Raw genomic sequence first — 12801 nt, forward strand, 5'->3', positions numbered from 1 at the left:
GCATTTTTGTGGCAAAGGCCGCATATCGGCAGCCTTTAATCACTGTTTTGACAGGGAATTCCCATTGAGGTCCGCGCTGTCTCGCCATCGAGCAAGGATCGAAGGCAAACCATGCGAGTCGCCCGTCAAAAAAAGAGCCGCTCCTCATCGGAGCGGCAGCTTTCTTTCATTCCAGTCCTGAACGATCACGCCGACCAGGGAGCGAATTCCGGAGCGTTGATCGCAACGAATTCGCGGCTGTGGGCGCGCTGACGCGGCGCCGAAGTTTCGACGACGTCGTAGGCCGTAGGATCGCTGAGCAAGGCCTTCAGAGCGTTGGCGTTCATGCGATGGCCACCGCGATAGGAACGGTAGCAGCCGATGAACTGCGCGCCGGCAAGCGCCAGGTCGCCGACGGCATCCAGCGTCTTGTGGCGGACGAACTCGTCCTTGGCATAGCGCAGGCCTTCGACGTTGATGACCGTGTTGTCGTCGGAGATGACGACGGAGTTTTCCAGCGACGAGCCCAGCGCATGGCCCGAAGCCCAGAGGCGCTCGACATCACGCATGAAGCCGAAGGTGCGGGCGCGCGAAAGTTCGCTCTTGAACGTCTCGGCGGTCAGGTCGCCTTCCCACTTCTGGCGGCCGATCAGCGGGCATTCGAAATCGATCTCGACTTCGAAGCGCGTGCCGTCATAAGGACGGAACTCGCACCAGGAACCACCGGCTTCGATACGCACCGGCTTGGTAACGCGGATATAGCGGCGCTTGGCGCCAAGCGGCACGACGCCGACCTGCTCAATCGCTTCGATGAAAGGATAGGAACTGCCGTCCATGATCGGCATTTCCGCGCCGCTCACTTCGACGACGACGTTATCGAGGCCGATCGCGTAGATCGCTGCCATGACGTGCTCGACCGTCGCGACGGAGCGCGCCGGAGAGAAGCCCAGAACCGTGCAGAGATCCGTATTGCCGACCTGGGAGGAAACGGCGCGAAACTCGCTTACATCACCATTATCGTGCAGACGCTGGAAAACAACGCCGGTGCCGGCTTCGGCGGGATAAAAGGTGATCGACACATTGGCGCCGGAATGAACGCCGATACCCGAAAGTGTCACAGGGTTTGCAATGGTGGTCTGAAAACCAAGCAATCCGATTGCCATGTAATTCTGCCTTCGTCTATCTGATCCAGGCCGGGCGGTCTCTTCGGACGCTTACCCTTATCGCCGGTTCAGTCTGTTAACTATGCTGCGCACGTCACATACATTCATCGTTGAATGTGATTCCGCAGGCTTGCTGGGTACTACATACGCGCCGAGGCATCGCATTCCAAATCACTGTTTCTTTCGTTTTGTTACGAAAGCAGCAGGTTGAATTCGTTGGATAATTTCAGATACGACATCAGGTCTAAAATAAGGAAATCCGGGGTCTTTCGGCCCCGGATTTCATCAGGATGGTTAGCAACCTATTAAAAGGTCGCCCTATCTCGGGTCAGTTCGACTGGCGGCGCAGGAACGCCGGAATCTCGAGCTGATCGTCCTCATGGCTCGTCATGCGTGCCTGCGGAGCCTGACGACCGTGATCGTCGAGGTTGCCGCGACGCGGAGCATAGAGGCTGGCTTCCGGCGACGGTGCGCGACGCTGCGGCGCCGCATTGTTCGTCGGGGCCATCATGTCGTCGAAAGCCGGATCTTCTTCGCGGCGGCCGAGCGAATTGGTGATTCGCTTCAGCAGGCCCATCGGACCACGCTCTTCGGTAGCCTGAGCGGCTGCCGGCTGTGCGCGATGCTCCAGCTCGGCCTTAACGACCGGCGGGAAATCTTCCACCTTCGGCATGCGGACCTGCTCGGGAGCCTGACGGATGATCGGCTGCTGATGCATGACCGGTGCCTGCTGCTGCGGCTGAACCGGAGCCTGACGGACCGGCTGAGCTTCCGGCGCTGCCGCGAAGATGCGGCTCTGCGGACGGAAGTTATCTTCCGGCGCGGCAGCCTGCTGCATCGCGGGCTGCTGCTGCTGAGCATGAGCCTGGCGAGCCATCTGGATTTCCAGCTCCCGCTCGAGATCGGCCTCTGCCGCACGAATGGTCTGGGCGACCGGGTCCACTGTGCGAGGAGCCGGCGCGGCAGCCTGTGCGGTATGGGCCTGCGCGACGTGGGCAGGCTGAGCTGCGGCCGCTACCGGAGCGGCGGCCGCGGAAGGACGCATAGCCGGCTTCGCGGCCGGGCGGAATTCCATGCCCCGGTCGGCGGCTTCGTTCATCGCGCGGTCGATGCCGGTTGCGACGACGGAAACGCGGATGATGCCTTCAAGCGATTCGTCGAAGGTGGCGCCGAGGATGATGTTGGCGTCGGGATCGACTTCTTCGCGGATGCGGGTCGCGGCTTCGTCGACTTCGAACAGGGTGAGGTCACGACCGCCGGTGATCGAGATCAACAGGCCCTGTGCGCCCTTCATCGAGGTTTCGTCGAGCAGCGGGTTGGCAATGGCGGCCTCGGCGGCCTGCATCGCACGGCCCTGGCCGGAAGCCTCGCCGGTGCCCATCATGGCGCGGCCCATTTCACGCATGACCGAACGGACGTCGGCGAAGTCGAGGTTGATGAGACCTTCCTTCACCATCAGATCGGTGATGCAGGCAACGCCCGAATAGAGAACCTGGTCGGCCATCGAGAACGCGTCGGCGAAAGTCGTCTTGTCGTTGGCGATGCGGAACAGGTTCTGATTCGGTATGACGATCAGCGTATCGACCGACTTCTGCAGCTCCTGGATGCCCATTTCGGCGAGGCGCATGCGGCGGCCGCCTTCGAAGTGGAACGGCTTGGTAACAACGCCGACGGTCAGGATGCCCTTGTTGCGGGCTGCCTGTGCGACAACGGGCGCTGCGCCGGTGCCCGTGCCGCCGCCCATGCCGGCGGTGACGAAGCACATATGCGTGCCGTTCAGGTGATCGATGATTTCATCGATGCATTCTTCAGCAGCTGCACGGCCGACTTCCGGCTGCGAACCGGCGCCGAGGCCTTCCGTGACGTTGACGCCGAGCTGGATGATTCGCTCCGCCTTCGTCATGGTCAGCGCCTGCGCATCGGTGTTGGCGACGACGAAATCGACGCCCTGCAAGCCTGCCGTGATCATGTTGTTGACGGCATTGCCGCCACCGCCACCAACACCGAACACGGTGATTCGCGGCTTAAGCTCGGTGATATCTGGCTTATGCAGCTTGATAGTCATTGTACCCGTTCCTTCTCTTTATGGCCGCATCGCCACGCCGGCCAATTCACTCGATTTCACTTGTCTGACGCTTACCCCGAAGAAACATCTCCGGGTCAGGCACTCAAAAACTCTCTTTCAACCATTGGCCGACACGGCCGATCCGGCTGTTGTTACCGCCAAGCGACGAGAGCAGACCGCTGCTCGGCGCATGTGTTTCCATGTCTGCGACCTGCGGATAGATCATCAGACCGACCGCCGTCGAAAAAGCCGGCCCCTTGGCTGCAGTCGGCAAGCCGGACACGCCCATCGGACGGCCGATACGGACATTGCGGGCAAGAACGCGGCGCGCCACATCGGGCAGGCCGGTCAGCTGGCTGGCACCGCCCGTCAGGACGACGCGCTTGCCGACGATCGGGCTGAAGCCCGAACGCTGGATGCGATCGCGAATGAGCTCGAGGGTTTCCTCGATACGAGCCTTGACGATGCGCGACACGAGCGCCTTCGGCACCTGCGTCGGCTGGTCACGCTCATCTTCACCGATCGGCGGGATGGAAATCAGTTCACGTTCTTCCGAAGAGTTCGCCAGCGCCGAGGCATGGACGACCTTCAGGCGCTCCGCATCCTCGATGCGGGTGGAAAGGCCGCGGGCAAGGTCCGTCGTGACGTGGTGGCCGCCAAGGCTGACGGCATCGGTATGCACCAGCTTGCCCTCGGCGAAGACCGAGATCGTCGTCGTGCCGCCACCCATGTCGATGGCGGCGCAGCCAAGCTCGACTTCGTCATCGACGAGAGCCGCAAGACCGCTGGCGTAAGGTGTCGCCACCATGCCTTCGACCGAAAGGTGGGCACGGTTGATGCAGAGCTCCAGATTGCGAAGCGCCGCCCGCTCCGCCGTCACCACATGCATGTCGACACCGAGCGCGTCGCCGAACATCGCCAGCGGATCGCGGATACCGCGCTCGCCATCGAGGGAGTATCCGGTCGCCAGCGAATGCAGCACAGCGCGCTCCTGGCGGATCGACTGCTGGCAGGCCGCGGCAAGAACCTTCTTCAGGTCGTTGGCCTCGACCTCCTGGCCGCCGAGATCGATGGTGGCGGTATAGATGTCGCTGCCGAGACGGCCGGCCGACACGTTGACGATCAGACTGTCGACCGTAAGGCCTGCCATGCGCTCGGCGGCATCGACGGCGAGCCGGATGACACCTTCCAGAGCATCGAGGTCGGCGATCACACCGGTCTTGATCCCGCGGGAACGCTGATGGCCGATGCCGATAATCTCGATATTATGGGTGCGGTTCGGCAGAACCTGGCTTTCTTCGCGCGGCGTCAACCGGCCGATCATGCAGACGACTTTCGTCGAGCCGATGTCGAGAACGGAAACGATATGCGACCGCTTCGACGAAAGCGGCTTCAACCGAGGCAGGCCGAAATGGGACGAACCGAATAAGCTCATGTATCCTGCCCTGCTTTCTTCAAAGCCTTGTTTCTTGCATCGACGGCGGCCTGACGGCGAGTTGTGGCATCCGGGGTGAGTTCGATCGCGGTGCGATCGTCGAGACGGAGATCGACCGCAGCGATATCGCGCTGCAGAAGGTTCTCATCCTTGTCGAGCGTGGTCAGCCGAGCGAGCGCGCCATCGATATTGTCCTCCGGCAATTTGATGATGACGCCATTGTCGAGATAGAGATCCCAACGGCGGCCGGCGACACGGACGAAAGCTTTCACATGGCTGCGGATATCCGGCCATTTGCCAAACTCGTCTTCCACGGATGCCGCCGCGATTTCAGCGTCGCGACCGACGAAAAGCGGCAGCTTCGCAAACTTGTTGTCGCGCAACGGCGCAATCACGCTGCCATCCTTCTGGATCAGAGAAAGCTCGGAACCATGCTGCCAGATGGCATAGGCCTTGCGCTCCTTGAGCTTCACCTCAACGGCCTTCGGATAGACCTTCCGGACTTCGACGTTCTGCACCCAGGGCAGATTCGCAATCTTCTGCCGGGCCGCATCGGCATTGAGCGCAACGAGCGACGTCGTGCCGTCCAGGCCAAGAAGCTGCAGGATCTCGATTTCGGAAGTCTCGTCGTTGCCGGAAACCTTGACGTCTTCGATGGCGAACCCCGCAGCAGACGTGGTGGCTTCCGCAACGTCCTGCGTATGGCCGCCGACCGACATACCGTAAAGCCCCGTCGCAGCGAGGAGCGCGAAGGCGGAAACCGTGCCCGTATGAGCGGGAATATTGACGCGACCCGAGCCAAGGCTGACCAGGAAACGAACGGCGCGGCGCAGCGGACGCGGCAGGACGAACGCATCCTCGACATCATCGATGGCGAGCGGAACGCGATGGCGGGACCGCCTCATATTTTTGAGCGTCAGCGCAAACAAGACGCGTCCTCCACCATCCACCGGAGAAATTCACCAAACGAGTAGCCGGCATGCGCGGCCATTTCAGGCACCAGCGAGGTAGGGGTCATGCCGGGCTGGGTATTGACCTCAAGCCAGACAAGTTCACCTTCTTCGGAAAAGCGATCATCGAAGCGGAAGTCAGATCGACTGACGCCGCGGCAGCCGATAGCTTCATGCGCCCTTAACGATAATGTTTGTATCTTTTGGTAAAGATTCGGTGAAATTTCCGCCGGCAAGACGTGTTTTGACCCACCTTTGGCATACTTGGCATCATAGTCGTAGAAGCTATGACCCAGCGGCACGATCTCAGTGACGCCGAGAACCCTGTCGCCCATGACCCCGCAGGTCAGCTCCCGCCCATGGATATAGCGCTCCACAAGCACCTCGTCGCCGTAACGCCATTCGGCCGACGTAACGATCTGCGGCGGATGCGCCTGATCTTCCTTGACGATCACCACGCCGAAGCTCGACCCCTCGCGCACCGGCTTGACGACGTAAGGCGGCTTCATCGGATGCTCTCCGACGATATCGAAGCGATCCATGACGATCGAGCTTGCGACCGGAATGCCGGCGGCAGCCGCAACCGTTTTCGCGCGGGACTTGTCCATCGCAAGCGCCGACGCAAGCACGCCGGAATGCGTATAGGGAATCTGAAGATACTCGAGGATGCCTTGAATGGTCCCGTCTTCACCGAAGGGACCATGCAGCGCATTGAAGACGACGTCGGGCTTCAGCTCGGCCAGGCGGCTGGCAACGTCGTGATCCACATCGACGCGGGTAACCTCAAAGCCTTCCGCTTCGAGGGCATCGGCGCATGCCTTCCCCGAAGAAAGGCTGACAGGCCTCTCCGAGGAAAATCCGCCCAAAAGGACAGCCACATGCTTGCCACCCATCAATACCCCCGACTTCACGGTCTCTGCTCTGCGCTTGCCGGGCATCGCTAACAGCGATTCTCGCCCCGCTTTCAATAGGTCGATTAGAACGACATTAAGGTTAATGAAGCGTTTACTTTCGTTAACTTTCCGCCGCTCCACGGATGGCCGGATGATACGAATCAAATCGACTTAAAGAATTCTGCCATTGGAATCAGAGAGTTGCTACTTTTGAAAGTGCTACATTTGGATTTTTTTAAACAAAGAGGCCCGCATCGAGGGGTCGATGCGGGCCTGAGAGCGTTAAAGTGAGGCCGATATCACTCGCTGTCGTCGACCAGTTTCCAGACCAGACCGCCCAATGCTCCGCCGATGATGGGAGCAACCCAGAACAGCCAAAGCTGCTGCAGCGCCCAGCCTCCGACGAACAAAGCCTGCCCCGTCGAACGGGCGGGATTGACCGACGTATTGGTGATCGGGATCGAGATCAGGTGGATCAGCGTCAAGGTCAGGCCGATGGCGATCGGCGCGAAGCCCGCAGGCACCTTGCTGCTCGTCGCACCGAGAATCACGACGAGGAAGAACAAGGTCAGCACGATTTCGGCCACCAATGCCGAGACCAGCGAATAACCGCCGGGCGAATGTTCCCCATAGCCGTTCGCAGCAAAGCCACCGAGTTGGAAATCGGCCTTGCCGCTCGCGATCAGGTAGAGCACGGCGGCAGCGACGATGGCACCGACGACCTGCGCGACGATATAGGGAATGAGCTGCCCGCCGGGAAAGCGGCCGGCTACCGTCAGACCAACCGAAACGGCTGGGTTGAAATGCCCTCCCGAAATGCCGCCGACGGCGAAAGCCATGGTCAGCACGGTCAGGCCGAACGCAAAGGCCACACCCAGAAAACCGATACCGAGGCCCGGAAACGCCGCGGCAAAGATTGCGCTGCCGCAGCCGCCAAATACGAGCCAGAATGTCCCAAGAAACTCAGCGATGAGTTTTTTCTGCATTAAACCCTTCTCCTTTGCCCTCAATCGAAGCGAAGATCGACCATCGATGAAAAAGATCCGGGAAGGACTCTCCGGAGATACGCCCACTCGACGATAAACGTCCGCCCAATTGCTCACGAATCAACAATTGCGGCTAAATAATAGCACGCAACCGCTGATTTCTTGCGCGTTTGGCGTTTGCGTCGAACAAAAATTACGCTAAGGACACGGCTTACCTAATAAGCAAACCTTAGAACCCTCTAAATGGTGGGATCATGACTGACGCGATATCTCCCCTATCGCCGCCCCCCTCGTCATCGAGCAACGCTGCGGCAAATTCTCCGGCACGCGTTCTGATCGCGAGCCTCATCGGCACAACCATCGAATTCTTCGATTTCTACGTTTATGCGACGGCGGCGGTTATCGTCTTCCCGAAACTGTTCTTCCCTGCGAGCGATCCGACTTCGGCAACCTTGCAATCCTTCGCAACCTTCTCCATCGCCTTCTTCGCACGCCCGATCGGCGCGATGATCTTCGGCCATTTCGGTGACCGGATCGGCCGCAAGGCGACGCTTGTCGCGGCTCTGATGACCATGGGTCTTTCGACCGTCATCATCGGCATACTGCCGACGTATGAATCGATCGGCGTTCTCGCACCGATTCTGCTGGCGCTTTGCCGCCTCGGCCAGGGTTTGGGCCTCGGCGGCGAATGGGGCGGCGCGGTATTGCTTGCAACGGAAAACGCTCCGGAAGGCAAGCGCAGCTGGTACGCCATGTTCCCGCAACTCGGCGCGCCGATCGGCTTCATCCTCTCCGCCGGCCTTTTCCTGATTCTGCGCGAAAGCATGGCCGATGCGGACTTCCTCAGCTACGGTTGGCGTATCCCCTTCCTCATCAGCCTCGTGCTGGTCGTCGTCGGCCTCTACGTCCGCCTGAAGATCACGGAAACCCCGGAATTCCAGCGCGCGATCGAGAAGGAAGAACGCGTTTCGGTTCCGATCGCGGTCATCTTCCGCTCGCATCTCCGCAGCCTCATTCTCGGCACGATCATCGCCGTCGCGACCTTCGTGCTGTTCTATCTGATGACGGCTTTCACCCTGAGCTGGGGCACCCGGCCTCCGGGCAATGGACCATTGCCGGCCGGCCTCGGCTTCTCGCAGGGCCAGTTCCTTGTCGTCCAGCTCGTCGGCGTCGTCTTCTTCGGCCTGACGATTCCGATCTCCGGCCTGCTGTCCGACCGCTATTCGCGCCGGCTGGTTCTGAGCCTGACGACCGTCGGTATCCTTATCTTCGGCCTGTTCTACTCGTCGCTGCTGACGGCCGGGCTTGCCGGCGCCTTCGCCTGCTCGATCATCGGCCTGGCGTTGATGGGCTTCACCTACGGTCCGATCGGCGCAGCACTTGCCGCGCCCTTCCCGACCACCGTGCGCTATACCGGCGCATCGATGACCTTCAACCTCGGCGGCATCGTCGGCGCGTCACTGGCTCCCTACATCGCCACATGGCTCGCAACGAATTACGGCCTTGTCTATGTCGGCTATTATCTGGCGGCCGCCGCCTTGCTCTCGCTGATCGGCATTCTGCTGTCGGGCAATGAGGAAGTCTGAGGACGTCGAGATAACCAATTGAAAAGGCCGGGTTTTAACCCGGCCTTTTTCTTGAATCATTTCATGAGGTTTGAGCGGCTTGCAGCGCGAGCCTACTCCGTGGTGACGCCCTGGAACGGACGAACCTCCCGGCCCGGCATGAAGCGGCCGAGACGCTTGATTTCCCATTCCAGCTTGACGCCGGAATTCTCGAAAACCTCGCGACGCACCTGCTCGCCGAGATATTCCAGATCGTAGCCTGTCGCCTGCTCCATGTTGATCATGAAGTTGCAGTGCAGCGACGACATCTGCGCACCGCCGATGACGAGACCGCGGCAACCCGCTTCATCGATCAGTTTCCATGCGGAAAGGCCTTCAGGGTTCTTGAAGGTCGAGCCGCCGGTCTTTTCCCGAATCGGCTGCACCGTTTCGCGATGCGCGCGCACGGCGTCCATCTCCGCACGAATCTTGGCCCGATCCTCGGCATAGCCTTCGAAAAGGACATGCGTGAAGATCAGCCCTTCGGATGCGTCCGAATGACGGTAGCTGTAGCCCATTTCGGCATTGGTCAGCACATGCTTGTCGCCCTTCCGGTCGACCGCGTGAACCTCGACCACGCGCTCGCGGGTCTCGGCGCCATTGGCGCCCGCATTCATCCGCGCCGCGCCGCCGATGCTGCCCGGAATGCCGTAGTAGAAATGGAAACCGCCGATGCTGTTGTCCATCGCCATGGCCGCGACGTGCTTGTCCGGGCAAATGGCGCCGGCCAGGATGCGATTCTCGCCGGCAAGCTCGACCGAGCCGAAGCCCTTGGCAGAAAGCCTGAGGACGACGCCCGGAATGCCGCCGTCGCGCACCAATATGTTCGAACCCACGCCGACCACGGTCAGCGGCACTTCTTCCGGCAGGATCTTCAGGAATGCGATGAGATCGTCCGTGTCATGCGGCTGGAACATCAGTTCCGCCAATCCGCCGGCGCGGAACCACGTAACACGATCCATCGGTGCGTCCGGCGTCAGCCGACCCCTGATGTCCTTTACACTGTCGCCGAGCGACGCCAGAAGCTTTTCCCCATTTACCTGTTTCATGCGGACTTACCCGAGAGGCCTTCCAATTCCTTTGGCAATGATGCTGCCCAATATGTGATGCTGCCAGCCCCCAACAGAACCACAAAATCACCCGGCTGCGCAATCTCCGCAACCATCGCGGCAAGATCTTCCTGCGATGGCAGGTAGCGCGCATTGCGATGGCCGCCGGCCTTGATGCGTGAAACCAGCGTCTGCGAATCCACACCCTCGATGGGATCCTCGCCGGCGGCATAGACAGGCGCCAGGAAGATGCTGTCGGCATCGTTGAAGCAGGCGGCGAACTCCTCGAACAGGCTCGACAGACGTGAATAGCGGTGCGGCTGGTGAACGGCGATGATCCGGCCCTTGCAGGCTTCTCGCGCTGCCTTCAGCACAGCCTTGATTTCGACAGGGTGATGGCCGTAGTCGTCGAAAACCTTGATCCCGTTCCATTCTCCGGTCAGCGTGAAGCGGCGCTTGACGCCGCCGAAGGATGCCAACCCCTTTGCGATCGCCTCGCTGGAAATCCCGAGCCGGTTGGCAACGGCAATGGCGGCGGTCGCATTGGAAATATTATGCCGGCCCGGCATCGGCATGACGAGATCCTTGATCTGGATCACCTTGCCCGTGCGGCGCCTGCGGATTTCGACATCGAACAGCGAACGCGTTCCATCGATTCGCACATTCGAGAAACGCACGTCTGCCTGCGGATTCTCGCCGTAAGTGATGACCTTGCGATCCTCGATGCGCCCGACAAGCGCCTGCACTTCCGGATGGTCGATGCACATGACGCCGAAGCCGTAAAAAGGCACGTTCTCGACGAACTGCCGGAAAGCGGCGCGAACGGCATCGAAATTGCCGTAGTGGTCGAGGTGCTCCGGATCGATGTTCGTGACGACAGCGACATCGGCCGGCAGCTTCAGGAAGGTGCCGTCCGACTCGTCGGCCTCGACCACCATCCACTCGCCGGCTCCCATGCGCGCATTCGTGCCATAGGCATTGATGATGCCGCCGTTGATAACGGTCGGATCGAGACCGCCGGCTTCCAGAAGCGTCGCAACGAGCGACGTCGTCGTGGTCTTGCCGTGCGTGCCGCCGATGGCGATCGCGTTGCGGAAGCGCATCAGCTCGGCGAGCATCTCGGCACGGCGCACGACCGGCAGCAGCTTTTCGCGCGCGGCGACAAGCTCCGGATTGTTCTTCTTGATGGCGGTGGAGACGACGACGACTTCAGCATCGCCGAGGTTTTCCGCCTTGTGGCCGATATGGACCGGAATGCCCTTGTCGCGCAGCCGCTGCACGTTGGCGCTCTCCGATTGATCGGAACCCTGAACGCGATGGCCGAGGTTATGCAACACCTCGGCTATGCCGCTCATTCCGATACCGCCGATACCGATAAAATGCACAAGGCCGATTGCCTTCGGCAGCTTCATACGCCTGCCCCCTTGAATTGCTGAATTGAACGTCCCGCGGCAATAGCCTCAACCATGTCGGCAAGCAAGTTTGCCGCATCCGGCTTGCCCGCCTGCTTGGCTGCCGCAGCCATCTTCGCGAGCTTTTCCGGCATGGTCATGGCGCCGCGCAGAATGGTGGAAAGTTTCTCCGAGGTCAGCTCCGACTGCACGATGACCTTGACGCCGCCCGTCGCCGCCAGGGCCGCGGCATTGGCCGCCTGATCGTGATCGAGCGCATGCGGATAAGGCACGAGGATCGCCGGGCGGCCGATGACGGCAAGCTCGGAGACGGTCGAGGCGCCGGAGCGGCAGAGAACCAGATGCGCGGCGCCGATACGCTCGGCCATATCGTTGAAGAACGGCGCGACATCGGCGCCCATCTCAAGCTTTCTCGTGCAGCTGTTGACCGTTTCCATATCCTCGGGGCGCACCTGCTGCGTAACCCGCAGGCGCTTGCGCAGCGGCTCCTCGAGCAGGCTGATCGCCGTGGGGACCGCCTTCGAGAAATATTGCGCACCCTGGCTGCCGCCGAAGACGACGAGATTGAACGGATCGTCCGGACCGGACGGCACATAGGGACGCTTGGCAGCCTCGATGACAGCCGGACGCACGGGGTTGCCTGTCGTCACCGTCTTTTCGGCAAACGCGCCGTTTTCCGTGAGGAAGCCGCCCGCAATCGCGCGAACGCGCGTTGCCAGCATCTTGTTGGCCCGGCCCATGACCGCATTCTGCTCATGCAGCATGGATGGCACGCCCATGCGCGTCGCAGCCAGAAGCGGCGGAACGGTCGGATAACCGCCGAAGCCGACGACGCAAACGGGCTTGATCCGCTGGATCAGCTTGCGCGCCGCGCGCATGCCGGTCCACAGCGTCCAAAGGGCGCGCGCAACCTTCAACGGGTTCTTCGAACCGATCGTTGCCGAGGGGACGACATGGATCTCGTCGGCCGGAAACTTGCCGGCATAGCGTTCGGCACGGCTGTCGGTGACGAGGTGCAAGGAATAGCCGCGCTCCTTCAGCTTATAGGCCAGTGCCTCGGCCGGAAATACGTGACCGCCGGTTCCGCCGGCGGCAAGAAGGACAATGCCTTTACTCATAATTTCGCTCCCGCGAACACCCCATTACTCGGGGCATCTCCCTAATATAGGAAGTCGCCACGGCCGCGTCATCGACGCAGGCCAAGCCTCCCTCATAGCTCGCCGCTTTCTGAAAAGCGACCGCAGAATGAAGGGCAGGCAGGAGAT

The 12801-nt window shown here is 61.0% G+C and carries 10 protein-coding genes; 1 reads left to right on the top strand and 9 read right to left on the bottom strand.

Translation table 11 applies throughout. The annotated features are described in order from the left end of the window. Positions 1-185 precede the first annotated feature (185 nt). From lpxC to aqpZ, 6 genes are all read right to left on the bottom strand, one after another. The gene (gene lpxC, locus ACQZ6J_RS01800) at positions 186-1142 is read right to left on the bottom strand and encodes a UDP-3-O-acyl-N-acetylglucosamine deacetylase (protein ID WP_163987701.1); all 957 of its coding nucleotides are present in this window, start codon (positions 1140-1142) and stop codon (positions 186-188) included. 328 nt (positions 1143-1470) lie between these two features. Next, a complete protein-coding gene (ftsZ, locus tag ACQZ6J_RS01805; protein ID WP_449081525.1) occupies positions 1471-3207 on the bottom strand; it encodes a cell division protein FtsZ in 1737 nt (578 codons plus the stop codon). Between the two features lie 103 nt (positions 3208-3310). Continuing rightward, positions 3311-4642: a cell division protein FtsA gene (gene ftsA, locus ACQZ6J_RS01810; RefSeq protein ID WP_163987703.1), complete on the bottom strand. Its 1332-nt coding sequence runs from the start codon at positions 4640-4642 to the stop codon at positions 3311-3313. Beyond that, positions 4639-5571 (bottom strand): cell division protein FtsQ/DivIB, encoded by a 933-nt coding sequence (locus ACQZ6J_RS01815; RefSeq protein WP_163987704.1) that lies wholly within the window; start codon positions 5569-5571, stop codon positions 4639-4641. Before ACQZ6J_RS01815 ends, ftsA begins: the two co-directional genes overlap by 4 nt. Then, positions 5559-6485: a D-alanine--D-alanine ligase gene (locus ACQZ6J_RS01820; RefSeq protein ID WP_163987759.1), complete on the bottom strand. Its 927-nt coding sequence runs from the start codon at positions 6483-6485 to the stop codon at positions 5559-5561. The genes ACQZ6J_RS01815 and ACQZ6J_RS01820 overlap by 13 nt, the downstream gene beginning before the upstream one ends. Before the next feature lie 299 nt (positions 6486-6784). Further along, positions 6785-7471, bottom strand: coding sequence for an aquaporin Z (gene aqpZ, locus ACQZ6J_RS01825; RefSeq protein ID WP_163987705.1), 687 nt, complete (start codon positions 7469-7471; stop codon positions 6785-6787). A 254-nt stretch (positions 7472-7725) separates the two neighbouring features. On the opposite strand from aqpZ, the gene ACQZ6J_RS01830 reads away from it, so the two are divergent. After that, the gene (locus ACQZ6J_RS01830) at positions 7726-9057 is read left to right on the top strand and encodes an MFS transporter (protein ID WP_163987706.1); all 1332 of its coding nucleotides are present in this window, start codon (positions 7726-7728) and stop codon (positions 9055-9057) included. Positions 9058-9149: 92 nt separating this feature from the next. Here the strand turns inward: ACQZ6J_RS01830 and murB are convergent, their stop codons facing one another. The 3 genes from murB to murG are packed head-to-tail and all read right to left on the bottom strand — an operon-like array spanning position 9150 to position 12654. Next, positions 9150-10124, bottom strand: coding sequence for a UDP-N-acetylmuramate dehydrogenase (gene murB / locus ACQZ6J_RS01835; RefSeq protein ID WP_163987707.1), 975 nt, complete (start codon positions 10122-10124; stop codon positions 9150-9152). Then, positions 10121-11536 (bottom strand): UDP-N-acetylmuramate--L-alanine ligase, encoded by a 1416-nt coding sequence (gene murC / locus ACQZ6J_RS01840; RefSeq protein WP_449081529.1) that lies wholly within the window; start codon positions 11534-11536, stop codon positions 10121-10123. The genes murB and murC overlap by 4 nt, the downstream gene beginning before the upstream one ends. Then, entirely contained in the window at positions 11533-12654 is a 1122-nt protein-coding gene (gene murG / locus ACQZ6J_RS01845; protein WP_449081531.1) for an undecaprenyldiphospho-muramoylpentapeptide beta-N-acetylglucosaminyltransferase, read from the bottom strand. The genes murC and murG overlap by 4 nt, the downstream gene beginning before the upstream one ends. Positions 12655-12801 lie beyond the last annotated feature (147 nt).

It is taken from the genome of Rhizobium sp. A37_96 (genome assembly GCF_053521765.1).